The sequence below is a fragment of the Sulfitobacter sp. L-8 genome, assembly GCF_056859255.1.
In genome coordinates this window covers 578,433-603,399 of the sequence record NZ_JBSXOD010000053.1, presented here as the reverse complement: position 1 = coordinate 603,399, position 24,967 = coordinate 578,433, and the positions used below count along the sequence as shown (strand labels likewise).

General features: G+C 58.2%; 26 protein-coding genes. 6 read left to right on the top strand and 20 right to left on the bottom strand.

Translation table 11 applies throughout. The features are described from left to right. Positions 1-2: 2 nt before the first annotated feature. Complete coding sequence (gene pdeM, locus AC13DE_RS16230) at positions 3-668, top strand: ligase-associated DNA damage response endonuclease PdeM (protein WP_483048410.1); 666 nt, start codon at positions 3-5, stop codon at positions 666-668. A gap of 51 nt (positions 669-719) precedes the next feature. Continuing rightward, entirely contained in the window at positions 720-1,139 is a 420-nt protein-coding gene (locus AC13DE_RS16225) for a PaaI family thioesterase (RefSeq protein ID WP_446296850.1), read from the top strand. A gap of 23 nt (positions 1,140-1,162) precedes the next feature. Here AC13DE_RS16225 and folD read toward each other — a convergent pair whose 3' ends face one another. The 16 genes from folD to ruvC all read right to left on the bottom strand — a co-directional run bounded on the left by folD (position 1,163) and on the right by ruvC (position 16,575). Then, positions 1,163-2,065 carry a bifunctional methylenetetrahydrofolate dehydrogenase/methenyltetrahydrofolate cyclohydrolase FolD gene (gene folD, locus AC13DE_RS16220; protein ID WP_446312260.1) on the bottom strand — a complete coding sequence of 301 codons (903 nt, stop codon included), beginning with the start codon at positions 2,063-2,065 and terminating at the stop codon, positions 1,163-1,165. 94 nt (positions 2,066-2,159) lie between these two features. Continuing rightward, positions 2,160-3,836, bottom strand: coding sequence for a formate--tetrahydrofolate ligase (locus AC13DE_RS16215; protein ID WP_483048409.1), 1,677 nt, complete (start codon positions 3,834-3,836; stop codon positions 2,160-2,162). 171 nt (positions 3,837-4,007) lie between these two features. Beyond that, the gene (locus AC13DE_RS16210; RefSeq protein ID WP_483048408.1) at positions 4,008-4,589 is read right to left on the bottom strand and encodes an MOSC domain-containing protein; all 582 of its coding nucleotides are present in this window, start codon (positions 4,587-4,589) and stop codon (positions 4,008-4,010) included. Between the two features lie 118 nt (positions 4,590-4,707). Then, complete coding sequence (ftsH, locus tag AC13DE_RS16205) at positions 4,708-6,624, bottom strand: ATP-dependent zinc metalloprotease FtsH (RefSeq protein ID WP_446296299.1); 1,917 nt, start codon at positions 6,622-6,624, stop codon at positions 4,708-4,710. A 79-nt stretch (positions 6,625-6,703) separates the two neighbouring features. Next, complete coding sequence (tilS, locus tag AC13DE_RS16200; protein WP_483048407.1) at positions 6,704-7,966, bottom strand: tRNA lysidine(34) synthetase TilS; 1,263 nt, start codon at positions 7,964-7,966, stop codon at positions 6,704-6,706. A 3-nt stretch (positions 7,967-7,969) separates the two neighbouring features. Next, entirely contained in the window at positions 7,970-8,806 is an 837-nt protein-coding gene (locus tag AC13DE_RS16195) for a tetratricopeptide repeat protein (protein WP_483048406.1), read from the bottom strand. A gap of 30 nt (positions 8,807-8,836) precedes the next feature. Continuing rightward, positions 8,837-9,358 (bottom strand): peptidoglycan-associated lipoprotein Pal, encoded by a 522-nt coding sequence (pal, locus tag AC13DE_RS16190; RefSeq protein ID WP_446296296.1) that lies wholly within the window; start codon positions 9,356-9,358, stop codon positions 8,837-8,839. Between the two features lie 91 nt (positions 9,359-9,449). Further along, positions 9,450-10,772, bottom strand: a complete 1,323-nt coding sequence (gene tolB / locus AC13DE_RS16185) for a Tol-Pal system beta propeller repeat protein TolB (RefSeq protein WP_446296295.1) — start codon at positions 10,770-10,772, stop codon at positions 9,450-9,452. Further along, complete coding sequence (locus AC13DE_RS16180) at positions 10,769-11,968, bottom strand: energy transducer TonB (RefSeq protein WP_483048444.1); 1,200 nt, start codon at positions 11,966-11,968, stop codon at positions 10,769-10,771. Before AC13DE_RS16180 ends, tolB begins: the two co-directional genes overlap by 4 nt. Position 11,969: 1 nt before the next feature. Further along, entirely contained in the window at positions 11,970-12,449 is a 480-nt protein-coding gene (tolR, locus tag AC13DE_RS16175; RefSeq protein WP_446296294.1) for a protein TolR, read from the bottom strand. Positions 12,450-12,452: 3 nt separating this feature from the next. Continuing rightward, entirely contained in the window at positions 12,453-13,148 is a 696-nt protein-coding gene (tolQ, locus tag AC13DE_RS16170; protein ID WP_446296293.1) for a protein TolQ, read from the bottom strand. 132 nt (positions 13,149-13,280) lie between these two features. Then, positions 13,281-13,667: a tol-pal system-associated acyl-CoA thioesterase gene (ybgC, locus tag AC13DE_RS16165; protein WP_446296292.1), complete on the bottom strand. Its 387-nt coding sequence runs from the start codon at positions 13,665-13,667 to the stop codon at positions 13,281-13,283. Continuing rightward, positions 13,664-14,287, bottom strand: coding sequence for a hypothetical protein (locus AC13DE_RS16160; protein WP_483048405.1), 624 nt, complete (start codon positions 14,285-14,287; stop codon positions 13,664-13,666). The genes ybgC and AC13DE_RS16160 overlap by 4 nt, the downstream gene beginning before the upstream one ends. A gap of 47 nt (positions 14,288-14,334) precedes the next feature. Beyond that, positions 14,335-15,354, bottom strand: a complete 1,020-nt coding sequence (gene ruvB, locus AC13DE_RS16155) for a Holliday junction branch migration DNA helicase RuvB (RefSeq protein ID WP_446296290.1) — start codon at positions 15,352-15,354, stop codon at positions 14,335-14,337. A gap of 55 nt (positions 15,355-15,409) precedes the next feature. Then, a complete protein-coding gene (gene ruvA / locus AC13DE_RS16150; protein ID WP_413851782.1) occupies positions 15,410-16,075 on the bottom strand; it encodes a Holliday junction branch migration protein RuvA in 666 nt (221 codons plus the stop codon). Further along, positions 16,072-16,575 (bottom strand): crossover junction endodeoxyribonuclease RuvC, encoded by a 504-nt coding sequence (ruvC, locus tag AC13DE_RS16145; protein ID WP_413851786.1) that lies wholly within the window; start codon positions 16,573-16,575, stop codon positions 16,072-16,074. The genes ruvA and ruvC overlap by 4 nt, the downstream gene beginning before the upstream one ends. Positions 16,576-16,905: 330 nt before the next feature. On the opposite strand from ruvC, the gene AC13DE_RS16140 reads away from it, so the two are divergent. Beyond that, complete coding sequence (locus tag AC13DE_RS16140) at positions 16,906-17,124, top strand: DUF1127 domain-containing protein (protein ID WP_446296289.1); 219 nt, start codon at positions 16,906-16,908, stop codon at positions 17,122-17,124. 121 nt (positions 17,125-17,245) lie between these two features. Here the strand turns inward: AC13DE_RS16140 and AC13DE_RS16135 are convergent, their stop codons facing one another. From AC13DE_RS16135 to AC13DE_RS16120, 4 genes are all read right to left on the bottom strand, one after another. Next, entirely contained in the window at positions 17,246-17,593 is a 348-nt protein-coding gene (locus tag AC13DE_RS16135) for a hypothetical protein (protein ID WP_446313440.1), read from the bottom strand. 108 nt (positions 17,594-17,701) lie between these two features. After that, positions 17,702-18,574, bottom strand: coding sequence for a 50S ribosomal protein L11 methyltransferase (locus AC13DE_RS16130; protein WP_483048404.1), 873 nt, complete (start codon positions 18,572-18,574; stop codon positions 17,702-17,704). 62 nt (positions 18,575-18,636) lie between these two features. Then, positions 18,637-19,869: an MFS transporter gene (locus AC13DE_RS16125; RefSeq protein WP_483048403.1), complete on the bottom strand. Its 1,233-nt coding sequence runs from the start codon at positions 19,867-19,869 to the stop codon at positions 18,637-18,639. Positions 19,870-20,004: 135 nt separating this feature from the next. Next, a complete protein-coding gene (locus AC13DE_RS16120) occupies positions 20,005-22,215 on the bottom strand; it encodes a primosomal protein N' (protein ID WP_483048402.1) in 2,211 nt (736 codons plus the stop codon). Positions 22,216-22,318: 103 nt separating this feature from the next. Here AC13DE_RS16120 and fsa point away from each other — a divergent pair, with 103 nt between their 5' ends. The 3 genes from fsa (at position 22,319) to AC13DE_RS16105 (ending at position 24,904) form a co-directional block, all read left to right on the top strand. Then, positions 22,319-22,972: a fructose-6-phosphate aldolase gene (gene fsa / locus AC13DE_RS16115; RefSeq protein ID WP_289082868.1), complete on the top strand. Its 654-nt coding sequence runs from the start codon at positions 22,319-22,321 to the stop codon at positions 22,970-22,972. 283 nt (positions 22,973-23,255) lie between these two features. Further along, complete coding sequence (locus AC13DE_RS16110) at positions 23,256-23,963, top strand: DUF484 family protein (RefSeq protein WP_483048401.1); 708 nt, start codon at positions 23,256-23,258, stop codon at positions 23,961-23,963. After that, complete coding sequence (locus AC13DE_RS16105; protein ID WP_483048400.1) at positions 23,960-24,904, top strand: tyrosine recombinase XerC; 945 nt, start codon at positions 23,960-23,962, stop codon at positions 24,902-24,904. The genes AC13DE_RS16110 and AC13DE_RS16105 overlap by 4 nt, the downstream gene beginning before the upstream one ends. Positions 24,905-24,967: the final 63 nt, after the last annotated feature.

The window sequence follows — 24,967 nt, the reverse complement described above, 5'->3', positions numbered from 1 at the left end:
TCATGAACATGTGCTGCCAATTCAACTTCTCGGGCATATATTTTACAGCTCTTGGATCGGGTGCCTTGTGGTGGGCCGAAAGACGTTTACTCTGTGTGTCAGATCTTCATCTGGGAAAGTCCGAACGCGTAGCCCGCAGGGGAGGTGCCATTCTGCCACCCTATGAAACGCAAGATACGTTGGAACGTCTTGAACAGGATCTGCAAGATTATCCGGTCGAAACGGTCGTCTGCTTGGGCGACAGTTTTGATGACATGACAGCAGGTCGTAGTTTGCCTACCGGTATACGGGGCTGGGTTGCCCGTCTTCAGAGCCAAAGAGAATGGGTATGGATACAGGGCAACCACGATCCGGCACCGATGGATATGGGCGGCGTGTGTCTGCCCGAGGTGTGTATCGGGCCTATTACCTTCCGGCACATTGCCGTAGCAGGTGCGTCTGGCGAGGTGTCGGGGCATTATCACCCCAAAGCAAGCCTGCGGTTTGGGAAGCACACAATATCCAGACCGGCGTTCTTGATTGATGAAAATCGGGTAATCATGCCAGCCTATGGGACATATACCGGAGGCTTGCGCAGCAGCTCTCCGGTTTTGCAGTCTTTGATGAGCGCCGACGCTTGTGCCATCTTGACCGGGTTTTGCCCCACCCCCATTCCGATGCCCCGTTAGACACGTGCATTGTCGGGGTATAACGGTGGTAATTATTTAAAAGGGCACCGTATGAATACTGAAGAAAAAACCCGCATCCGGACGAGCTTTGCTGCACAGACGATGATGGCCACATTTGAAGCACGTGTCATCGATATCCAGCGCGGTTCGGTGAGCATAGAGGCACCAATTTCTCCCGGTGCCCGCCAGCAGCAGGGCTTTGGTCACGCCGGCCTTACCTTTTCGATCGGCGACAGCGCGGCGGGGTATGCCGCCCTTACGACGCTACCGCTGCACCAAGAAGTCGTGACCGCCGAGATAAAGATCAATCTGCTTGCCCCTGCGCGGGGAGAAAAGCTGATCGCCATCGGCAAGGTCGTGAAACCGGGTAAGCGGCTATGCGTCGTGACCGCAGAGGTTTTTGCCGTGGAGCAAGGCGTTCAGAAGCTTATCGCCCTGCTGCAAGGAACGATGGTGCCGGTAGAGGCATAGGTTCAGCGAAGGGTCGCGATGTGCTAGGCTGTCAGCCCTTCGGGTTCCGACAGCCCGTTGGCGCGGCAACAGGCCGTCACGGTATTTGCCAACAGGCAAGCGATTGTCATTGGCCCTACCCCGCCCGGTACCGGCGTAATCGCACCGGCGACCGCGGCGCAACTTTCATAATCGACATCGCCGACAAGTCGGGTTTTGCCCGCGCCGCGTTCGGGGGCGTCCAAACGATTTATGCCCACGTCGATGACCGTAGCACCTGGCTTGATCCAGTCGCCCGGAACCATCTCAGGTCGTCCTACCGCGGCTATGACGATATCGGCGCGGCGCACAACGTCTGCCAAATCTTTGGTGCGACTGTGGGCAATCGTCACCGTACAGCTGTCACCCAGCAGCAACTGCGCCATCGGCTTGCCGACGATGTTGCTCCGCCCGATCACTACGGCGTTCATGCCGGACAGGCTCCCGTGATGGTCGCGCAGCATCATCAGGCATCCCAACGGGGTGCAGGGGACCATCGCCTTCTGACCGGTACTCAGCATACCGACGTTGGAGATGTGGAACCCGTCGACGTCCTTGGCGGGATCAATGGCGTTTATGACAAGGTCTTCATTGATATGCCGGGGCAGCGGTAGTTGTACGAGTATCCCGTGAATATCGTGGGCTGCGTTCAAGGTCTCGATCAGGTTCAGCAATTCCGCTTCGGACGTGGCCGCATCCAGGCGATGCTCGACCGATTTCATACCGACCTCGCGGGTCATCTTGCCTTTTGACCGGACATAAACGTCGGAGGCGGGATCGGTACCGACCAAGACCACCGCCAGCCCCGGCGTAATATCGTGATCGGATTTCAACCGGTCGACATGTCGTGCCACCTGCGCACGTACGCGGCCTGCAAACTCTTTACCATCGATGATAGTCGCCGCCATGGTTCTGTCTCCTGCAATTCACTAATTTAAATGCGTGCGCGTTGCATGTGAAAGGGCGCGGGACGAAGCTTTCCCGCGCCCTTTTCATACGCCTTTAGAACAGACCTTCAACATCACCGGCATCATTTAGGCGGATATTTTCAGCCGAAGGTACACGTGGCAGGCCCGGCATCGTCATGATCTCGCCGCAGATGGCGACCACGAATCCTGCGCCTGCGGAAAGCCGCACTTCGCGGACCGGGATGTGAAAGCCAGTCGGAGCCCCCCGCGCTTCGGGATCCGTAGTGAAGCTATATTGGGTTTTGGCCATGCATACCGGCAGATTGCCATATCCCTGCTCTTCCCAGTCTTGAAGCTGTTTCAAGATTTTATGATCCATCAGGGCGGCGTCGGCGCGATATATCTTGGTCGCGATGGTATTGATCTTGTCGGCAAGGCTCATTTCATCCGGATAGAGGGGTGTGAACCTAGCCTCGCCGCGATCTATGATTTCCACAACTTTGGTTGCCAGATCAGCAGACCCTGCGCTGCCCAGCTCCCAGTGCCGTGACAGGACCGCTTCCGCCCCTTGAGAGGCGACGTAATCCTTTACCGCCTGGATTTCGGCATCGGTGTCGGTCACGAAGTGGTTGATCGCCACAACCACCGGCACGCCAAAGGATTTCAGGTTTTCGATATGACGCCCGAGGTTGGGGCAGCCTGCCTGGACGGCATCGACATTTTCGGCCCCCAGATCGGCCTTGGCCACGCCGCCGTTCATCTTCATCGCGCGCACCGTGGCTACGACCACGACGCAGGACGGTGCCAACCCGGCCTTGCGGCATTTGATGTTCAGGAACTTTTCTGCCCCAAGGTCAGCGCCGAAACCCGCTTCGGTGACCACGTAATCCGCCAGCTTCAGCGCGGTCGTGGTTGCTATGACCGTGTTGCATCCGTGCGCGATATTGGCAAACGGCCCCCCGTGAACGAAGGCGGGGTTGTTTTCTAGCGTCTGCACAAGGTTCGGCTGCATCGCGTCCTTCAACAGGACGGTCATCGCGCCATCTGCCTTGATGTCGCGGGCATAGATCGGTTTACGCTCGCGGGTATAGGCGACGATCATATCGCCCAAGCGTTTTTGCAGGTCACTCAGGTCACGCGCCAAACACAAGATCGCCATGACTTCGGATGCCACGGTAATATCGAACCCGGCCTCGCGGGGGAAACCGTTCGACACACCGCCCAAGGACGCCGTGATCTGGCGCAGGGCGCGGTCGTTCATATCAACGACACGGCGCCAGACGACGCGCCGCAGGTCGATCTCTAGCGCGTTGCCCCAGTAGATATGGTTATCAATCATCGCACTGAGCAAGTTATGCGCCGATGTGATGGCATGAAAATCCCCGGTAAAGTGCAGGTTCATTTCTTCCATCGGTACGATTTGGGCGTAGCCGCCCCCAGCGGCACCGCCCTTCATTCCGAAGTTCGGGCCAAGCGACGCTTCGCGGATACAGACGGCCGCGTTTTTTCCGATCCGGTTAAGCCCGTCCCCTAGCCCGACGGTCGTGGTCGTTTTACCTTCGCCCGCAGGGGTCGGGTTAATCGCCGTGACCAGGATCAGTTTGCCATCGGGGCGGTCCTGTACCGAGTTGATGAATGATTGCGACACCTTCGCCTTATCATGCCCATAGGGCAGCAGATCGGCGCTGCTGATTCCAAGTTTCTGACCGATTTCTTGAATGGGCCGTTTTGCTGCTTCACGTGCAATTTGAATATCGGTCTTAAATGCCATGTTGATCCCCTGTCGCGGTGCTGGACGTTATGCGTTGCTGTGCCTTGCATACGCGCCATATGCCACGTTCAGAGGGCGCATTTCCGACATTTCCACCACGTGAAACGGCGACTGACCCCAAGCGCGTTTCTTTTTGGAAATCTTTTTAGCGATTCAGGGCCGGTACGTCATTCAGCCGTGTCGCCAAGCGGGTTGATCGGGGATGAACAGACGCAGTGCATCACCGACCTTCAGCAGCCCTTCTCGTTCGACCCAAGCGGTTACCCCGCGACGATTCCAGGCGGCAGCCTTGAACTTTGCACCATGACCGGGGTTGTCACGCTCTACCTCGCGTCCCGGTAACACGCAGGGTAGATTTTCCATATCTATGGTAAGGGTCGCACCAGACTCGGCTTGTAGGCGCGCGTTTGGCGGCACATGAGTAAAATCGGGAATCCCGTTGATGACGATAGAGGCACCAAGATGAACAGGGTCAAGATCATCAAGGCCCATGTCATCTGCTATCAAAGCCAGCTCTTCAGCAGATAGAATGGAAAGCTGACGCACGTTTCTGATTTCGGTGCCTTTGGGATAGGTTGCCGTCATGCGTATGCAAGACGGACGGGTGAGGCCGGAATGGACGTCCTCTTCGAACCCTGCATAACTTGCGAACACTTCCGACCGGATTTCGGCACGGATGCCGTTGGCAAGCTTTGGGACCACGCCCAGCCAAGTGATAGTCCCCGTGAAGTCCGTGGGTCTGAGCGCCGGCATAGTTTATATCCTGTTCTTTTTTCCACGCCGCAGTTTGCGCAATGGCAGATCAAAAGGAAAGGCCCCGCAAATGCAGGGCCTCTTAAATATGACATATCGGGATAAACAGCGATGCTGCTTAGGCCATTGGTTCAGGTTCCAACCCGCTCGACGGCGGCGTTTTCTTTCCCTTGGCTTTGGGGATAGCGGTCACGCTGGGTTTATCCATGCCGCTGGTGTCGTCTCCGTCGGGGTCCTGGGGCGGTTTGCCCGCGATCACACGCTTGATCTCTTCGCCGGTAAGAGTCTCGTATTCCAGCAAACCTTGAGCCAGACGTTCGAACTCCTCCTCATTTTCAGAAAGGATCTTATAGGCGCGATCATACCCCTCATCGATAAAGCGTTTCACTTCGCTTTCGATAAGTTCCTTTGTGGCCGCAGAGACTGAAAAGCCGCCCGCCCCGCCGTTCGCCTGATAACCTGCCGCAGCTTCGGAGTAATCGATGTTACCCACCTTGTCGGACATCCCCATGCGCATCACCATACCACGTGCCAACTGGCTGGCTTGCATGATGTCGCCCATCGGTCCCGACGATACAGTTTCAGCACCGTATTTGAAGATTTCCGCAGCTTTGCCCGCCATCGTCATCGCGATCTTCTGCTCGGCTTCATCCTTGAACATCTGCAACTTGTCCATTTCGGGCAAGCTCATCACCATCCCCAAAGCACCGCCACGAGGGATGATGGTCGCTTTATAGACAGGGTCACATTTGGGCAATTTGATGCCAACAATCGCGTGGCCAGCTTCGTGATAGGCAGTCTTTTCCTTCTGGTCCTGCGTCAGCACCATCGAACGCCGCTCTGCGCCCATCATGATCTTGTCCTTGGCGGATTCGAAATCCATCATCGCAACAAAACGGCGGCCTACACGCGCAGCAGTAAGCGCTGCCTCGTTCACAAGGTTCGCCAGATCGGCACCCGAGAAGCCCGGTGTACCACGTGCAATGATCCGCAGATCCACGTCAGGGCCAAGCGGCGTTTTCCGAGCATGGACGCCCAGAATTTTCTCGCGGCCTTTGATATCAGGATTGCCGACCGACACCTGACGGTCGAAACGTCCAGGGCGCAGCAACGCCGGGTCAAGCACATCCTTACGGTTGGTCGCGGCGATGATGATCACGCCTTCGTTCGCCTCGAAGCCATCCATCTCGACCAAGAGCTGGTTCAACGTCTGTTCGCGCTCGTCATTGCCGCCGCCATAGCCCGCACCCCGGTGCCGTCCGACAGCGTCAATTTCATCGATAAACACGATACAGGGCGCGTTCTTTTTCGCCTGTTCGAACATGTCCCGTACGCGCGACGCACCGACACCGACGAACATCTCGACAAAGTCGGAACCCGATATGGTGAAGAACGGCACGCCGGCCTCGCCCGCAATTGCGCGGGCCAAAAGCGTTTTACCGGTACCCGGAGGGCCTTCAAGCAGCGCCCCTTTGGGGATCTTGCCGCCCAGGCGGCTGAACTTTTGCGGGTTCCGCAGAAATTCGACGATCTCTTCGAGTTCTTCCTTGGCTTCGTCGATACCTGCAACATCATCAAATGTCACCCGACCGTGCTTTTCGGTCAGCATCTTGGCCTTGGACTTGCCAAAGCCCATGGCCCCGCCTTTGCCCCCACCTTGCATGCGGTTCATGAAATAGATCCACACACCGATCAAAAGCAAGATCGGCAGCAACGACATCAGAAACGTCTGGAACCCAGATTGCTGCTGCGGTTCGGCACGAACCGGAATGTCGTTGGCCATGAGCAATTTGGTCACTTCGGCGTCTTCAGGCCTGATCGTGACATAGTCACTGCCGTCGGCGCGGCGGAAACGTACCTGTTCACCATCCAGCGTGACGTTGCGGACATCACCGGCTTCGACAGCAGTCACAAATTCTGAATAGCTGATTTCGCGGCTTTGAAGGCCACCGGTCGACCCGCTGAACAAATTGAACAGCGCCAAAACCAAAAGCATCAATACAACCCAAAAGGCGAGATTGCGCATATTACCCAAAGGAAAGTCTCCTACATCCGGGGGACGGCACCAAGACAAAGCACCCGTTGCATCTAAGATAGACACGATGAGCGTATGTTCAATGCGTTATGTGAGTGGCAAAGAATACGTCTTCGCCTCGTTGGGGCACTGCTTGCCAGTTTTGCGCCCAACCAGCAAGGGGTGCCGCGATCAGTTCTGCGCCGTTCCACACCGCCGGAGAGGCCAAAAGCACCCCTCTCGGAACGTCGATGTCGCGCCAGTCGGGACATTGTGCCAGACCCTCGGGGCCCAACGCCCGGATGGTCAGATGGTCAAGATTACCGGTCCATTCAGGGGGCGGAACGACACGCCACCGGTTGTCCCATACGTCCAGAACCGATGCCTCATGCATGTTTGCGGCATTCAACTCTCTGAATATCCAGAGTTTTTGGCCCTTCCGGCGGATGATGCAACCCTGAACCGTGGCCGCCGGGGACGTTTCCAAACTGGAGAATACGTCACGCAATGCGCTACTGCGTGGTGCATACGGCGCGTTGTTCACCCATTTCAAAGCATGGCATAAAAACCTGCGCCTTGTTTCAGACGGAAGCGTTCGGAACGCCTGTTCGTCAACTGAAACGGCTCCGGCGCGACAGACCGCGATTTGCCGCGCAGCCATCAACATGTGATGAACAAGAGCATCGCGTGCAGATTTCAGATTTCCAGCGACATCCGCCAGCGCCATAGAATCAATGCCGAGTTCGGACAGTACGGCCAACGCCTTGCGCACGCGAACCCGGGTGTATTTGTCGTCATTGTTGCTTGGGTCACTTACCCAGGTGATATCTCTTGCGGTCAGATATTCCTGTAATTCGATCCGGCGCGAGGTCAAAAGCGGGCGCACCCACCGCATTTGATCGCGCTCAAACGCGTGCGAGATTGCGGCCAAACCATCTACTCCGGCCCGTCGCCCCAACCGCATGACAAATGTTTCGGCCATGTCATCCGCCGTATGGCCCACCGCGATAACGTCAAGCCCCTGCACCCGCCCCCACTGCGCCAGCAAGCGATAGCGTTCCTTTCTGGCCTCGTCTTGCAGGTTGCCGCGCGCGTCCCAACCGATCCATGGCAGCACCGTATGAGGAACATTCAGCCCGGCGCAGATTTCGGCAACCAAATTCGCCTCGGCTGCGGCTTCGGGCCTTAACCCGTGATCCACGGTAGCGGCAGATAGCGCGACGTGATGGTCCCGCGCAAAATCGTGCAACAGGTACAACAAGGCTAACGAATCGCTCCCGCCGGAAACCGCGACCCCGATAAACTTGGGAGGGTCGGGCAGGAAGCTGTCAGCGACGCGATGAAACAGCGCTGACGCCGTCATTGTTTATTGGCACGAAAGCACGGCACGTTGTGCCTGAGCCTGTGCCACGTATGGGCTGGAAGGAAACCGCATGGCAACCTCACCTAAGGTGACGCAGCCTTCCTGAACCTGACCCAGTTCGCCGAGGGATTTACCCAGTTGAAAAAGCGCCTCCGCGGCCAACGGTCCGGTCGGATCAGCGCTAAAGCTGGCCAGATACGCACGCGCGGCTTCGCGGGTATCACCCAAGCCTTGCAGCGCGTCACCGTGGCGCAAGTCGGCTTCGGGGCCTAGCGGTCCGCCCGGATAGGTCTGATTGAAGGTCGCAAACTGGTCAGCGGCGGCGCGAAAGTCACCGTCAGCGAGCGCCGCCTTCGCCCGCTCAAAATCCGATGCTTCACCAATCGCCAGTTCCGCGCTGTTGTACGGCGTTGTTGGCGATGTCGTCAGCGCAGATGCCGCAGGTGCGGCAGTGGCCGGCAATTCTCCTCCGCCAAGCGTCGATGTCTGGCCGATGCTTCCCACGTCGCCGCCTTCCAGCTCAACCAACCTGAATTCAAGATCACCGATCCGGTTGGTTCCGTCGGTCACTACCCGATTGACCTTGTTCTCAAGCTCTTCGGTTTTCGAAGTGAGCCGTTGCAGTTCGCTTTCCATCGCATTGACGCGATCCAGAACCGACCCGCTTGCCACGGCGATACCCGCTCCGCCCGTCGTTGAAAGCTCGCGGCGCAGTTTTTGCACCTCAACATTCAGAACAGTCAATTCCTGGCGCACATCCGCCAGGGTTTGGGCATCCTGTGCATGCGCTGCGACTGGCCCGAAGGCCAGCCCAAGCGTCACTATCAAAACAAACCGCATAGTGATATTCCTAACTTCCCGTAAGCTGATTTAGCTGGTCAAACCACCAGCCAGAACCGTCACCGCCCGGCGGTTTTTGGCATAGCAGGCTTCTTGCGAGCAAATCTCGATCGGCCGTTCCTTGCCGTAGCTCACGACGCGCAACCGGTTGGCCGCGACCCCCCGCGAAATCAGGTATTCACGTGCGGCGTTGGCACGACGTGCACCCAGGGCGAGGTTGTATTCGCGTGTGCCCTGCTCATCAGCGTGACCTTCGATCACGGCTTGATAATCGGTGTTGGTGTTCAGCCACGTAGCCTGACCGTTCAACGTGGCCTGACCAACGGTTGTCAGCGTGGACTGGTCAACCTCGAAAAGCACGCGGTCGCCGATGGCCTGCTGGAAATATGTCGTCGAAGCGGGGTCGTTCGCACTGCCCGGGATGATTCCGCCGTTGGCGTTGGCCATATTGCCGGCACCGTTCATACCGTCCGCACCAAAACGGTTCGGGTTGGTACAGGCGGAAACGGCCAGGACTGCGATGAAAAGAGTGCTGGTTAGAATGCGGTTCATAAGATGGGCCTTTTTAAAGCTGGCTGTTATCGGTGTTTCAAAACTATTATCACAGAGCCTGGGCATTGGGAAATGCCAAGGTATCGCGAAATCACTTCTGTAGTGGCGACCACGACGGGTCCGATCCGCCTTCCTGAGTGCGTACGGGTTTCAGGTTCCGGCCGGAAATATCGACAGAATACAGCGACGAAGCACCCCCTGCACCCTGGGTTTCACGGGCAAACATGATGACACGTCCATTGGGGGCCCATGTCGGGCCTTCGTCTAGGAACGAAGCCGTCAGCAGCCGTTCTTCCGAACCGTCCAGACGCATCACCCCGATGTGGAAGCGGCCTTTGTTCTGCTTGGTGAACGCAACCAGATCACCGCGCGGTGACCATACGGGTGTCCCGTATCGACCCTCGCCAAAGGAAATGCGTGTCGCCTCTCCGCCGTTGGCGGGCATCACGTACAACTGCTGCGAACCTGAGCGATCGCTTTCAAAGACAATCTGGCTACCGTCCGGCGAATAGCTGGGGGCGGTTTCGATCGACGGTGTATTGGTAAGCCGTGTGGATTGCCCTGTGGCAATATCCATGACGAAGATATCGGTGTTGCCGCCCTGAGTAAGCGAATAAGCAATGGTGTTCCCCGATGGAGAGAAACGCGGTGCGAAGCTCATCGTGCCTTCGGCGCTTTCCAGCCCGCGGCGCTGAACCGATCCGATATCCAGGACGTAAATGCGAGGGAACCCGCTTTCGTAGCTGGTGTAAAGGATGCGATCACCCGAAGGAGAGAAGCGCGGGGCCAGCACGATCGACGAGCTATCGGTAAGATACTGCACGTTGGCACCGTCGTAATCCATCACCGCCAGTCGTTTCTGACGACCATCCTTGGGGCCGGTTTCTGATACATAGACGACGCGGCTGTCAAAATACCCGCCTTCACCAGTGATGCGTGAATAGACGGCATCCGCAACTTTATGGGCCATCCGTCGCCAGCCATCGACCGTTCCCGCAAATTGCAGGCCCGACCCAAGTTCGGCCCCCGAGAACACATCGTAGAGACGGAACTTCACATTCATCGTATTGCCCGACACGCTTACGGCCCCGGTGATCAAAGCTTGGGCATTGATCGCTTTCCAATCGGCGTATTGCACCGGCGCATTGAAATCGCTTACCGTTGAAATGAATGCACTCGCAGGTATTTCGCGAAACAGGCCCGAGCCGACGAGATCTTCGGATACAACCCGCGCCAGGTCGACGGCCATCTGACCTGCGTCACCACTTTCCGGTTGGAAACTGGGAACGGCAAACGGCAACGGTTCAATCACGCCCTCTGTGATCTCGATCCGCAGCGGTCCTTGCTGCGCCTGTGCCGAAGTGGCCAACACGCCAAAAAGCGCCAACCATATGCTCAAGACTCGTACAATCATTTGATGCGCATCCTTTCAGGATTAAAAGTCATCTCAATATTCTGCCATTGGCCAAATTTATCTACAGGAAGCTGGTATCCACGCGCCCCACAGCGGATAATCGCCCGCCTTGCCGCTTCGAACGCCTTACCGGCAGCGGCTTGTGTCCCCCCCGAGCTGCTGGTCATGGTGATCGAATTGGTTTGGGGTGTACCATCCTGGTTCATTGCCACGCTGACAACAACAGTAGTGCGCAAGGCCTCAGAGGAAAGTGAACCGACATTCCAACATGACGAGACAGCCACCCGCAACGCTTCTTTCTCGCCGGCCGACAGCGGTGGACCAGACGGGGTCGCCGGGGCCGTTGCCGGCGCATCAGAGCTGCCCAAGGCTTCGGCCAAAGCGGCGGCAACGGCGTCTTTGTCGGTCGATGGTGCGGGGGCGGGCTTCGGCTTGGGTTTATCAGGCTTAGGGGCCTCGGGCTTGGCGGGTGCCGGCTTTGCCGGGGTCGGCTTTGGTGTATCGACAGCCGTTTCCACCACCTCCGGTGCAGGAGGCGTCGGCCGACGAGCAGGCGGTCGCGGCGATTGTTCGGGGGCGGCCTTGGGTGCCTCTGTCGCTTCGGTGACGATCTGCGTCGTCGCCTCTTCGGGCGCGGTGGCCTCTTGTGCCTCTTCGACGATTTTTTCCGCGGTCGCGTCGGGCGTCGTCGCCTCTTGCTCGATAACGTCAGAACGCGCCGCGGGATCTGGTGGCGCAACCGCTTCCGGAGCGACGCGTTCCACCGGGCGCGGCACGGCGACGGGGGCCTTTTCCGGAACCAGTACAGCGACTTCGGCCGGCGGCTCCGGCGCTTCGGGTGCTAGCTTGCTGATATCCTTGGACGGGGGCGGTGGGGCAGGTTCGGCCACCTCGGGTACCGGATCGGGCGGTGGGGCTTCTGCCTGTAATGGTGTGGGCTGTTCAATGGCCTGATCGGAGGGTGCGTCGACTTCAGGCGGCTGCGCGGATGTTTCCGGCGCGACGGGCTGGTCCACCTCAGAGCTTTGCTCCGGAGCTTGAGCCGATGCCACCATCGCATCGAATTCAGCCGCTGAGATGACCGATACTTCCTGCATCTTGAACGGTTCGGGGCGCGACGTGAAAATATTCCCCAGCAAAAGCCAGGCAATAAGCCCCAGATGGCCCGCGCCAGAAATGTAATGCCCGGTGTGCATGTTACCCGCCCGACGCGCCTGTGCCATCCAGCTTGGGCCCGCCGTTTTCGGTAACCAAGCCAATGTTGCTGAACCCGCCCGCATTCAAAGCGCCCATGATCTCCATGATCGAGGCATAGGACACAGCCCCATCGGCCCGAAGAAACACCCGGTCGCTCGCGCGTTCTGCGGCAATGGCCTTCAGCTTGGTGACCAAATCGTTGCGGGCTGTTTCGGTTTTCTGTATCTGTACGGACCCGTCGGCAAGAACGGTGATGGTCAGCGGTTCTTCCTGTTCGGACGGCAAGGCGGTCGCTGCGGTTTTCGGCAGCTCGACAGGGACGCCAACCGTCAGCAACGGGGCCGCAACCATGAAAATAATCAAAAGCACCAGCATCACGTCCACAAACGGGGTGATATTGATTTCGGCCATCGGCTGCGCACGGCCCCGGCGTCTGCCACGCCCCCCGCCGCCTTGCTTCTTCATTACCCCACCAGCCATGATTTAACTGTCCAATTGACGGCTGAGAATTGTGGCGAACTCATCGGCAAAGGCTTCGTAACCGCCCAGTATGCGATCAGAATCCGCGCTCAGCTTGTTATAGAATATAACCGCTGGAATCGCCGCCAACAGCCCGATACCCGTGGCCAAAAGCGCTTCTGCAATTCCGGGTGCGACGACGACGAGGCTGGTGTTTTGCTGCGCCGCAATTTCGATGAACGAGTTCATGATCCCGAAAACGGTTCCGAACAATCCGATAAACGGCGCCGTCGACCCTGTTGTCGCAAGTACCGGAAGCCCTTTTTGCAAACGCTCCGCCTCTTTGGCGATCGCGACGTCCATGCTGCGATCAATCCGCGCCGTTGCTCCCGGAATCAGGCCGCCGTCCTCGCGGTGCGACCTGCGCCACTCGGTCATACCGGCCGCAAAGATTTTCTCTGCGGCCCCGTCCGGGTCCGGCCCGATCGCATCATAAAGTCCGTCCAGAGGCTCCCCTGACCAGAAAGCCTGATCGAAACGCTCATTTTCCGCCTTGGCACGACGGTACTGAATGATTTTCTGGACAATGATCGACCATGACCAAAACGAGGCCAGGATCAAGATGATCATTACTAATTTTACGGTAATTGTCGCTCTGAGAAATAACCCCAAGAGCGAGAAATCAATCTCGCTCGCCGCCGCCAGCGTTTCTGCTTCCATCGGTTCTGCTCTTTTCTTTGCGCCCGTAGCCGGGCCTGTCTGCCTCAACGGCCCTGTTTTCCAAGGCGCTATTTGGCACAAGCTTAACCGAGTGCAATATCTATTACTAGGATTATGGCACCGAACCGCTGTCTAGACGGTGAGTGAGCGAAGTTTCGCTGGCAATCGGCACGGTTTGCCGACCCCATTGATACACACGATCGTGACATTCGCCCTGAACAGGACTGTTTCGCCGCGATAGACCTCTTGGGACATCACCAAGCGGGCCGGTGATAGCGATATCGGCCAGGTACGCACCTCAAGCAGATCGTCAAAAACCGCGGGCGCAATGTAATCAGCTTCAACACGTCGTACTGCAAAAACCACCCCGGACGCCTTCATCTCCAACTGATCGATACCGATCTCGCGGACCCAATCGCTTCGGGCGCGCTCGATGTAGCGCAGGTAATTGGCATAATACACGATACCCGCCATGTCCGTATCTTCGTAATAGACCCGTATGGGCAACCGGTGCGTCATGAGGTCCCTCCCATTCGCGCAAACAACCTCAATGCATGCGACGTATCCTGCGCCGCCGCAGGCAATACCGGGTCATACGCTGCGCGCAGCAGGTCCGCTACGTCTGGGCGCAATACGGTGTTGCCCTCATGCTTGGCCAAGGGTGAAACATCCCGAAACGCCACATCGGACCACAACAGAAATGACTGGACCACCTGGCCCAACGCCAGGGTTTCGGCTGGCAGGGCGCTCAGTTGCTCATCCATTCGCAGAAACACGAAACAAGCCTTGATCGCTCCGGCGGCATCGAACCGAAACAACCGGTATTGGTTGGCACCAACAGCCTGTAACCTCTCCACCAAAGGCCCCATATCCGGGACCAACTGGTCCAGGCCGGGCACCCCCCCCAGTTCGGCCCATTCCCGAAAAAAGAACATCATCAAATTACTGCCAAGCTCGGGGTCGGTTTCGACAATCGGCTGCCTCACCAATCGGCACGTCGCCTCGACCGCGCCCTTGACGACAGCAAGGGTCGCGTCATCCACACCAAAGACGACCGGTGCGATCGGTCGCCCCCACCGCGCAAACGCGAACCGCCCGTCAGACCGTGTGAAAATCGCTTCGATATCTTGTGGTGTCATCTCAACTTCCAAATGGGCCCAAATCCTCGCCGAAGGCATCCCCGGCCTCAACCAAACAAATCCGCCTGGGGCTTGGGAGGAGCAATGCCCAAGTGCGTCCAGGCCTTCTGTGCCAACATGCGTCCGCGCGGGGTACGCTGGATCAATCCCTGTTGCAGCAAGAACGGCTCGATCACCTCTTCCAACGCATCCCGAGATTCCGACAGCGCCGCCGACATGGTCTCGATGCCCACCGGCCCGCCCTGATAATTCTCGGCAATCAATCTGAGGTATCGACGGTCAGCCCCGTCCAGACCCAGATGATCGACACCAAGCCGCGTAAGCGCCATATCCGCCAGTTCCCGCGTTACCCGCCCGTCCCCTTCCACCACCGCGAAATCTACGACCCGGCGCAAAAGTCGACCGGCGATACGTGGAGTACCCCGGGCACGTCTGGCAATTTCACGCGCACCGCCTTCATCCGCCGGTGCACCCAATTTGCGGGCATTGCGGTCGACGATAACAAAAAGCTCATCCTCGGTATAGAATTGCAATCGCGTCGGTATGCCGAAACGGTCGCGCAAGGGCGTGGTCAGCAACCCCATCCTTGTCGTTGCCCCGACCAGGGTGAAAGGTTGCAATTCGATACGGACGGTTCTGGCCGCCGGACCCTCTCCGATAACCAGGTCCAGCTCAAAATCTTCCAAAGCAGGATATAAAACCTCCTCCACCGCTGGATTAAGGCGGTGGATCTCGTCGATGAAAAGCACGTCGCGCGCTTCCAGATTGGTCAGGATCGCAGCTAGATCCCCGGCTTTTGCAAGCACGGGTCCCGAGGTCATGCGAAACCCCACGCCAAGCTCACGGGCGATGATCTGCGCCAGCGTGGTCTTGCCCAAACCGGGGGGGCCGTGAAACAGCGTGTGATCCATTGCCTCGCCGCGCTGTCGGGCGGACTGGATAAACACCTTCAGATTTGACCGCGCCTCAGCTTGGCCCACAAATTCGTCCAATGTCTGGGGACGCAATGCGCGGTCGATGTCGCCGGGCAGCGGATCCGGCCGCAGATTGGGGTCACTGTCGATCATGTATCATCCAAGATTGAAGGCAAAGCGAGAGAGCGCAAGCGGTACGCCCGCCACCCTATCCCTTCGGGGCCAGAAGTTTCAACGATGCTCGGATCAAAGCAGGGGTATCGGCATCCGGGTTTTCTCCCGCCGCTTGGGCCACTGCCCCGGCCGCATCGCCCGGCCCATATCCAAGATTGCCAAGCGCCGACAGCGCCTCGGATTGCGCGGATTGGTTCGGCGCGTTGACTGACGGCCTTTTCGGTCTGGGGTCTTCGATGACGCTCGCGGCCTCGACTTCGCCATGCGCTTCGGCCAATGTCCCTGTCATGGCCATCACGCCGGGGGCCTTTTCCTTCAGGTCCAGTACCACGCGCTGTGCGATCTTGGGGCCGACCCCCTTGGCCACCTTGATGGAATTCCAGTCACCAAGAGCGATCGCGCGGCTGACACCCTCGGGACCAAGCGCCCCCAGAATCGCCAGTGACGCCTTGGCACCCACGCCCTGCACGGACGTCAGCAACCGGTGCCATTCCTTTTCAACCAGCGTTTGGAAACCAAACAATTGCATTAGGTCTTCGCGCACGACCAGTTCTGTAAACAATGCCACGACCTCACCGACACCGGGCAGTCCTGCCATCGTCCGTTCAGAACAGTAGACCAGATACCCGACACCTCGCACATCGATCAGCAAATGATCTGGCGCGCGATAGTCGATCCGTCCTGTAATCTTCCCGATCATGCGCTGGCCTTGGCAATCGCCTGCGCCAATGTCCCGGCCCCGCCGTGGTGCGCATGACAGATTGCAATCGCCAGTGCATCCGCCGCATCCGGGCCGGCGATCTCTGCGCCGGGCAACTGCATCCTGACCATGTGCAGCACTTGACCCTTGTCGGCGTGGCCTACGCCCACGACGGTCTTTTTGACAGAGTTGGGTGCGTATTCCCCGATCGCCAACCCCGCCTGCGCGGGTACCAACATCGCTATACCACGCGCTTGTCCCAGTTTAAGCGTGCCTGCACCGTCTTTGTTCACGAAGGTCTGTTCAACCGCCGCGGAATGGGGCCGGTAGGTCACAAGGATCCTGGTTAACTGAGCATGCAACGACAAAAGCCGCGCGCCCAGATCGGCCCCTTCGGATACACAGATCCCATTGGCGACATGGCTCAACCTGCTTCCGGCAACATCGATGACGCCCCAACCCATGTTTCGCAGCCCCGGATCAATGCCGATTATCCGTATCATCTGCTTTATTACCTCACGTTTCTGATTTCGGTATCAATTAGCACGAAACGCGAACATCCACCAAGCGTTTTGCGTAGCGCCTTGAAATTGCCACAATTGGCCTGCTTTTCCGCGCAGAAAGCCTGAACGCGACCGTTGGCCCCGTGGAAACGACAGTTTCGGCGCGCCCAAAATCCGCCTTGTTTCTATGGGCGAAATGCAAAGTATCGCTATGCAGAAAACGCAGATCACGCATGCGCCCCTGCCTATTGTGAAGCGTTTTCATTCTGCCTAGTTGCTGGGCATTCCGCCGGGTTATCCGGCTCTTTTTATTTAAGGATGGCTCCCATGGCTGTTTACTACAACACTCCCACAACTTACGGCACAGCTGCTGCGGTGAACCGTTTCTTCTCACAGCTTGGCGACATTGTAGGGTCGATTGAAGCTTGGAACGATGCGCGTCTGACCCGCAAGGCACTCTCGGCACTCTCTGACCGCGCACTTGATGACATCGGCCTGGTCCGTGGCGACATCGAACATGTGGCTCTCAACCATTTCATTCGCTGAACGAATGCCTATCAAGGTGCCCGTCGGACTTTATAAATCTGGCAAAGCCGCGCTGACCTGAAAAGTTGCGCGGCTTTGTCATTTCGGATGGCCGCCTTTCCCACGCCGTCACCGGTTGACCCTAGCCACGAAAGAGCGGGCCTATTTTTGCAGATACTGCCAGCGTGATAGGATCCATGCCCAGGAACCAGGCACCGGCCTGTTCAAATGCAGTGCCATTGCGCAACGTTGTCAGCCTGCTTTCGTAGGTGTCATCGCCGATCACCGACAATACGAACGCTTTATACAGAAAAAACAGTGCCATCAGAACAAAGACCAGTTTGAATGGAAAGCTGGATGTTTGCCGCGTTGGCCTCGCAACGATCAGCCCGTCGTTTTCGACAGTGCTGTAATACCCTTTTGATAACCTGGCACGGTTACGTTCAAGGTGATGGACGCGTCTTCCAAAATGTTGATGTGTCTCAACCATGGCAGCCTCGAATTGCTTGAGGCCCCCACCTCTCACCCTCCCACATTACAGCAAGAATGTGCCGAAATCCACAAATATGCTGCGAACCGCGTCCAAAAAGCGCGCAGATTAAGGCATCTTTTGGACGGTTAGCGTCGTCCAGTCACCAATCATCTCTTTGTGTACCAGATTGATGCCAGATGCGGCATAAACGTCGATAACGTCCTGTGCCTGTTCATTCAGGATACCCGAAAGAATCGCCATCCCCTTCGGGGCAAGCGCCGCAGCCATATCAGGGGCCAATGCGACCAAAGGCCCTTTGAGAATATTCGCGAATATCAGGTCGAAAGGCGCTTTCGCAGAAAGCTCCGGGTGGTCAAAGCCTGCGGCCTCGACGCAAATCACCCGGTCGCTCAGGTCATTTGCAGCGGCATTTGCCCGCGCCACATCGACCGCCACTTCGTCAATGTCACTCGCCAGTACGGCGTTTGGCCAAATCCGCGCGGCCGCCATAGCCAAAACAGCGGTACCGCAACCGATGTCAGCCACATTCCGACCCACCATACCCGCTTCCGCCAAACGGTCCAGCGCCCGAAGGCAGCCCAGGGTCGTTCCATGGTGACCCGTCCCAAACGCCATCGCCGCCTCGATCAACAGGGGCTCACAATCAGGCGGGACCTTGTCTGCGTCGTGGCTGCCATAAACGAAGAACCGGCCAGCCGCGACAGGCGACAGTTCGCGACGCACATGGGCGACCCAATCTGTCTCTGGCAATTCCGACACGACAAAGTCCTTGGCCCCCATCGATGCGGCGAGCACCGCCAATGCCGTTTCATCCGGTGCCTCTTCGAAATAACCACCGACTTCCCACAGCCCCGACCCATCTTCCAGTTCGAACACCCCCACACCTGTCGGTTCCGGCGTCAGCCGTTCCATGGCATTGCCCAAGGCATAGGCGGGCTTGCGTCCTGCAAGGGTGGTCAGCGCTGTGAAAGTGGGCATCGGGTTCTCCGCATATATGACGCCTGTGGCCTAAGCCGACAGACGCAGAGGGTCAAGCTTCGCTACGGGGCCACGGCGACGCGCAGGGACGCAAAGACAGTTTCGTGGCCGGGCCTGGGGTGGCGCGGGATCAACAGCGCCAGTATCAATGAAATCGACGCCATCCCGGCAGCAAGAAAGAACACTGCGGCAGGCGATACCATCCATAGCAAACCCAGGCCCACCGGCAGAAACACTGCCGCGATGTGGTTGATCGTGAATGCCACTGCCGCCGTTGGCGCGATGTCGGCAGGGTCGGCAATCTTTTGGAAATAAGTCTTCAACGCCAGCGCAAGCGCAAAAAACAGGTGATCCAGCACGTAAAGTGTCGACGCGACCACGACGCCCCAGCCAAGATAGTAAACACCACCATACGCCAGAAACACGAAAACCAGCCCGATGTACTCGAAACTCAATGTACGCCGCTCACCAAAAAATCCAACAGCCCTGCCCATCAACGGGGCAAAGACTATGTTGGCAATCAGGTTGATCAGATACAGCAACGTGATCTCATGCACGTCGAAACCGAACCGCTCGACCATCATGAAACCGGCGAATACCACAAATATCTGACGCCGCGCACCCGACATGAACTGCAGCGCGTAATACAGCCAATAGCGCTTGCGAAGCACCATCTTCTTGACCTGCGGCGTGGGGGCTTCAAACTGCGGATAAGCGATCAGCGCCACAACAGCCACGGTTGCGGTGATCCCGCCGCCAATCATGTAAACAATGTTATAGGACAGAGCCAGCGTGTCCCACAGCGCCATGATCGCCAAATACGCCAGCAATGTTGCCGCGGATCCCGCAGCCATCAACCAGCCGATCACCCGTGGCGCATCCTCTATCTTGAGCCATTGCAACTGGAGCGATTGATTCACCGTTTCATAGTAATGGAACCCGATCGAACTCATCATTGTGATTGTCAGGATCCCGCCCATTGACGGAAACCACGCGGTCACAGCCGTGGCCATGCCAAGCAGGACCAAGGATATCAAGCCCAATACCTGTTCGCGCACAAAGATTATAATCGCGATAACGCCAACTGCCAGAAACCCCGGAATTTCACGTACCGTGTGCAACAGTCCGATGTCGGATCCGTCAAACTGCGCCGCTTCAATGACAAAGTTGTTCAACAATGCGGACCACGTGTTGAACGCCACCGGCATCGCCAGCGCCATCAAAAACAAAAGCGCCACGGGGCGGCGCCAAATAGGGTGATGCTTGGCATCGTCGAGGGTCACATATCTGGTCATATCTGTAGGCAATACCCCCGTTTCCGTCCCTTGACGAGATGAAAACACAGGCGACCTGCCCCTACCTTCCTATTCCAATTGGCAAAAAATCCTCGCCGAAGGCATGTCTTGCCTCCGGCAAGACCGAACAAAGATCTAGTAAAAGCTTTGCGGATCAATATCGACCGCAATACGCATATCGCCTTTCATACGCAGCTGGCCCACCCATTTCGCCAAAGCATCCTGAAGCGCGACTGATTTCTCTGCCTTGACCAGCAACCGAACCCTGTGTCGCCCACGCACCCGCGCAATCGGAGCAGGAGCGGGTCCGTATACCTGCGCGCCGACCATGCGCAACGGACCGTCCTGACGGGCAAGCTGATTTCCGGCATCAAACAACGCCGCCACGTCTGGCCCGCTTAAAATGATTCCCGCCATACGGCCATAGGGCGGCACCCCCGCTTGGCGGCGTTCGCCCGCTTCGGCTTTCCAGAACCCCTCTTCGTCCCCCGCCAAAATCGCCCGGATCACCGGATGGTCGGGTTGAAAAGTCTGCAACATCGCCGCCCCCGGCGCTTCGGCTCGTCCGGCACGGCCCGCAACCTGGCGCATCAATTGAAACGTTCGCTCTGCTGCGCGTAGGTCGGACCCCATAAGGCCCAGATCCGCGTCAATCACCCCCACCAGCGTGAGGTTGGGAAAATTATGCCCCTTGGCCACCAGTTGCGTGCCGATAATGATGTCCGCGGCCCCTCCAGCGATCCCCGCGATCTCGGCCTTGAGCGCACGCGCGGACCCGTACATGTCAGAACTGAGCGTGGCTACGCGGGCGTTGGGCCAAAGCGCCGCGGCCTCTTCGCCCAGCCGTTCCACGCCGGGACCGATCGCAGCCAGCTTGCCTTCGGCATCGCATGAAGGGCAAGCCTCGGGCATCGGTTTGCTTTCGCCACACTGGTGGCACACGAGGCGTTTGAGGAAACGGTGTTCCACCATCCGCGCATCACAATCATCACAGCCGATCTGATGGCCACAGGACCGACAAAGGGTCACCGGCGCATAGCCGCGGCGATTGATGAACAGCATTGCCTGCTCGCCGCGTTCCAATCGTTTGTCGACCTCGGCGCGCAAGGTTGGCGACACCCATTTGTCGCTTGGCAGCCCCTCGCCGCGCATGTCGATGGCACCCATCTGTGGCATCACCGCTGGCCCGAAACGTGATGTCAGCTCTACCCGGGTATACTTTCCCGCTTCCGCATTAGCCCAGCTTTCCAACGACGGTGTGGCAGAGGCCAGCACCACCTGCGCCCCGCAGATCGACGCCCGCAGCACCGCCATGTCACGGGCATTATACAGTACGCCCTCTTCTTGCTTGTAGGATGTGTCATGTTCTTCATCGACCACGATCAGCCCCAGGTTCTGGAACGGCAGGAACAGCGCTGACCGTGCACCGATCACGACCTGAGCCTGCCCCTGCCCCACCATCCGCCAGATCCGGCGGCGTTCGGTCATCGTTGCCCCTGAATGCCATTCGGCCGGCTTGGCACCGAACCGTGCCTGCACCCGGTGTAAAAACTGTTCGGTCAGTGCGATTTCGGGCAGCAACACCAGCGCCTGCCGCCCTGATTTCAGCGCGGCAGCCACGGCTTCAAGATAGACTTCGGTCTTGCCGGACCCGGTAACACCGCGCAGCAAGGTAGTACCGTATTTGCCGGAGGCCACCCCCGCCGCGAGCAGCGCCGAGGCGGCGGCCTGATCATCCGTCAAGTTCTTGCTGGGCAGGCTTGGGTCCATCCGCATGAATGGTTGGTCACGCGGGCTGTCTTGTTCAAGCACCGCCCCCTGCGCCACCAACCCCTTGATAACCGACGCCGTGACGCCCGCCATCTCGGCAAGCTCTTTCAGGGTAAAGGATAGATCACCATATTCCGCCAAGGTCTCAAGAACGCGGCGGCGGGCATCGGTCATCCGGTCGGGATCGGATGTGCCGCGCCGGTATATCTTGCGCATTGACGGCGGGTCGCCCAACCCCGGCGCACGTGTCGCCAAGCGCAGCATCGCCGGCATCGGCGTCAATGTATAGGCAGCGGCGCGCGTCAGAAAAATGCGCAATTCCTCGCGCATGGGTGCTGCGTCCAGCACGCGGATCACCGACCGAATCTTGGCCAGATCATAGTCGCCTTGCCCGGCCCCCCAAACAACGCCGATCACCTTGCGCGGGCCCAGTGGCACCTCTACAAATGCGCCCATATGGCAGCCGCCCTCAGGTGCTTTGTAATCCAGCGCACGACCCAAGGGCTGAGTGGTCAGTACCGCTACCAGATCTCCTTGATGAAAAAATTCGGGTGTAGTCACCACCAGCTCCGGCATCGTGTTTCGGGAATCAGGGTTCCAGCTTTACGGATCATGCGCTAAAGCCCTTGGCGACAGACATAGCCATTCCTGCTGCCTATTCCAACCTGAAGGACATAACATGAAATTCTTCGTAGATACCGCCGAAATCGACGCCATCGCCGAGTTGAACGATCTGGGCATGGTCGATGGGGTAACCACCAACCCGTCATTAATCCTGAAATCCGGTCGTGACATCCTGGAAGTCACCAAGGAGATCTGCCAGCTTGTCGACGGACCGGTTTCGGCCGAGGTGGTTGCGCTCAAGGCCGATGACATGATTGCCGAAGGCCGTAAACTTGCCGAAATAGCCGAAAATATAACCGTGAAGCTTCCGCTGACCTGGGACGGTCTCAAGGCCTGCAAAACCCTTTCGGACGAGGGTAAGATGGTCAATGTCACGCTATGTTTCTCGGCCAACCAGGCATTGCTCGCGGCAAAAGCCGGAGCAACATTCATTTCCCCGTTCATCGGACGCCTTGATGATATCAACCTCGATGGCATGGACCTGATTCAAGACATTCGCATCATCTATGACAACTATGGCTTCGATACCCAGATTCTGGCCGCTTCCATCCGCACTGTTAACCATGTGCTGGACGCTGCCCGCATCGGTGCCGATGTGATGACTGCCCCGCCGGAAGTCATCAAAAAGCTGGTTTCGCACCCGCTTACTGACAAGGGGCTTGAAACATTCATGGCGGATTGGGCGAAAACGGGTCAAAAAATTCTCTGACCTGCCTATTGCCCTACAGTTCTGCGTGCGCAGCCCAAAACCGCGCACGCAGGAAAATCAGTACAGACAAGGCGGCAACTGCCCTACTTAACCCTGCCGCAAGCCTTGGGTCCCACCCAGACACGCCGCGCGCGGTCTCTCTTGGGGCGCTAGCTAAGATCGTGCCGTTCCGGATCCCGTAAATGCCCTGGGCACCCGAAAAAATAAGCCGCCGGTTGGAAGAAAAAAGCAGATTTCACCAAAGCTGCATGCTATGCCCATGCAAAACAAAAAAGAGACGAGCATGAGCAGTAATCACAAAATCGAAGATTCTCTTCGCGAAGCAATCATTTCACAACCCGACGTCATTCTGGACGATAATGATGTCATGCAGGCGCTTATCGCCGCGAATGAACGCGCGATGGGTGGCAATATCGTGGATCTGCGCGGCATCGCTATGGACAGGCTGGAAACGCGTCTCGACCGGCTGGAAGATACGCATCGCAACGTCATCGCAGCCGCCTACGAGAACCTGGCGGGTACCAACCAGATACACCGTGCGGTTTTGCGGATGCTCGACCCGGTTGAATTCGAAACGTTCCTGGCCGATCTGGGCGGAGAGGTCGCGGACATTCTGCGAGTGGATGCCGTTCGGCTTGTGCTTGAGTCCGTGCAAAATGATGATGATCCGACGATCCAGAGGCTGGGTGACGTCCTTAACGTGGCTGAACCCGGATTTATCGACAATTACATCACCGGCGGCCGTAGCGGTACGGTGCGTCAGGTTACCCTGCGCAGTATCCAGAACAGCCCCGAACACATCTATGGCGGCACTGCCGACTGGATCCGTTCGGAAGCCTGCCTGAAGCTGAATTTCGGAGCAGGGCGTCTACCTGGCCTGCTGATTCTCGGGTCCGAAGACCCGCATATGTTTGGGGCCCAGCAGGGAACCGATCTTCTGGGGTTCTTCGCCGGCGTGTTCGAGCGCACGATGCGCCGTTGGTTGTCTTGAGCAGCGCGTCAAACTCGTTTTTGATCAGCCCGGCAGCGCGGGACGCGCTTCAGACATGGCTGGAGCACCAGCGCGCTTTGAATGGGGCGGCCGAAAATACCATTACGGCATATCAAGGCGACTTGGTCGACTTTCTGGCTTTCATGACCCTGCACAAGGCTGACAGTCAGGGATTGGGCGCGTTGGCCAGGATCAGTATCTCAGACATGCGCAGCTGGATGGCACAAACCCGCAGTGCGGACATAGGGCCGCGGTCACTGGCCCGCAAACTTTCCGCGGTCAAGGCGTTCTATCGCTGGCTGGCGGAACGCGAAGGGTTCGAACCAACGGCCGTCTTGTCGACAAGGTCACCGAAATTCCCAAAAAAGCTACCCCGTCCACTTTCCGTCGACGCCGCGACCGCGATGATCGATCGCGTAGGGGTACAGGCGCGGCAGCCGTGGGTCGCGGCCCGTGACGTTGCAGTGCTCACCCTGCTGTGGGGCTGCGGCTTGCGGATATCCGAAGCTTTGGGCCTGAAAGGTGCGGATGCGCCATTGCCTGATGTTCTGCGCATTGTCGGAAAAGGCGGTAAGGAACGGATCGTGCCGGTATTGCCAGCGGCGCGGGATGCCGTTGATGATTATTTGCGGGTCTGCCCCTATCCACAGGAATCGGACGCCGCATTGTTCAGGGCAATTCGCGGCGGGCCGCTGGCAGCACGTGCCATCGCCCAAGTGATGGCCGACGCCCGCATGCAGCTGGGCCTGCCCGCCACTGCCACCCCCCACGCCATGCGGCACAGTTTTGCGACGCATCTATTGGATGCAGGTGGCGACTTGCGGGCGATTCAGGAATTGCTGGGTCACGCGTCTCTCTCGACCACCCAGGCTTATACGGCCGTAGACACCGCCCGCTTGATGGACGTCTACAACCGCACCCATCCAAAGGCTGCCGGCTAGGTCGACTGGCCGACGAAACGGTTCACTGCCAGAACCGCCACCCGGCCCGTCGCACGCACCTCT

Excerpts from the sequence above, each read along its gene's own strand:
- pdeM (WP_483048410.1), top strand. The coding sequence starts at position 3 with ATGAACATGTGCTGCCAATTCAACTTCTCGGGCATATATTTTACAGCT.
- AC13DE_RS16225 (WP_446296850.1), top strand. The coding sequence starts at position 720 with ATGAATACTGAAGAAAAAACCCGCATCCGGACGAGCTTTGCTGCACAG.
- folD (WP_446312260.1), bottom strand. The coding sequence starts at position 2,065 with ATGGCGGCGACTATCATCGATGGTAAAGAGTTTGCAGGCCGCGTACGT.
- AC13DE_RS16215 (WP_483048409.1), bottom strand. The coding sequence starts at position 3,836 with ATGGCATTTAAGACCGATATTCAAATTGCACGTGAAGCAGCAAAACGG.
- AC13DE_RS16210 (WP_483048408.1), bottom strand. The coding sequence starts at position 4,589 with ATGCCGGCGCTCAGACCCACGGACTTCACGGGGACTATCACTTGGCTG.
- tilS (WP_483048407.1), bottom strand. The coding sequence starts at position 7,966 with ATGACGGCGTCAGCGCTGTTTCATCGCGTCGCTGACAGCTTCCTGCCC.
- AC13DE_RS16195 (WP_483048406.1), bottom strand. The coding sequence starts at position 8,806 with ATGCGGTTTGTTTTGATAGTGACGCTTGGGCTGGCCTTCGGGCCAGTC.
- pal (WP_446296296.1), bottom strand. The coding sequence starts at position 9,358 with ATGAACCGCATTCTAACCAGCACTCTTTTCATCGCAGTCCTGGCCGTT.
- tolB (WP_446296295.1), bottom strand. The coding sequence starts at position 10,772 with ATGATTGTACGAGTCTTGAGCATATGGTTGGCGCTTTTTGGCGTGTTG.
- AC13DE_RS16180 (WP_483048444.1), bottom strand. The coding sequence starts at position 11,968 with ATGCACACCGGGCATTACATTTCTGGCGCGGGCCATCTGGGGCTTATT.
- tolR (WP_446296294.1), bottom strand. The coding sequence starts at position 12,449 with ATGGCTGGTGGGGTAATGAAGAAGCAAGGCGGCGGGGGGCGTGGCAGA.
- tolQ (WP_446296293.1), bottom strand. The coding sequence starts at position 13,148 with ATGGAAGCAGAAACGCTGGCGGCGGCGAGCGAGATTGATTTCTCGCTC.
- ybgC (WP_446296292.1), bottom strand. The coding sequence starts at position 13,667 with ATGACGCACCGGTTGCCCATACGGGTCTATTACGAAGATACGGACATG.
- AC13DE_RS16160 (WP_483048405.1), bottom strand. The coding sequence starts at position 14,287 with ATGACACCACAAGATATCGAAGCGATTTTCACACGGTCTGACGGGCGG.
- ruvB (WP_446296290.1), bottom strand. The coding sequence starts at position 15,354 with ATGATCGACAGTGACCCCAATCTGCGGCCGGATCCGCTGCCCGGCGAC.
- ruvA (WP_413851782.1), bottom strand. The coding sequence starts at position 16,075 with ATGATCGGGAAGATTACAGGACGGATCGACTATCGCGCGCCAGATCAT.
- AC13DE_RS16140 (WP_446296289.1), top strand. The coding sequence starts at position 16,906 with ATGGCTGTTTACTACAACACTCCCACAACTTACGGCACAGCTGCTGCG.
- AC13DE_RS16135 (WP_446313440.1), bottom strand. The coding sequence starts at position 17,593 with ATGGTTGAGACACATCAACATTTTGGAAGACGCGTCCATCACCTTGAA.
- AC13DE_RS16130 (WP_483048404.1), bottom strand. The coding sequence starts at position 18,574 with ATGCCCACTTTCACAGCGCTGACCACCCTTGCAGGACGCAAGCCCGCC.
- AC13DE_RS16125 (WP_483048403.1), bottom strand. The coding sequence starts at position 19,869 with ATGACCAGATATGTGACCCTCGACGATGCCAAGCATCACCCTATTTGG.
- AC13DE_RS16120 (WP_483048402.1), bottom strand. The coding sequence starts at position 22,215 with ATGCCGGAGCTGGTGGTGACTACACCCGAATTTTTTCATCAAGGAGAT.
- fsa (WP_289082868.1), top strand. The coding sequence starts at position 22,319 with ATGAAATTCTTCGTAGATACCGCCGAAATCGACGCCATCGCCGAGTTG.
- AC13DE_RS16110 (WP_483048401.1), top strand. The coding sequence starts at position 23,256 with ATGAGCAGTAATCACAAAATCGAAGATTCTCTTCGCGAAGCAATCATT.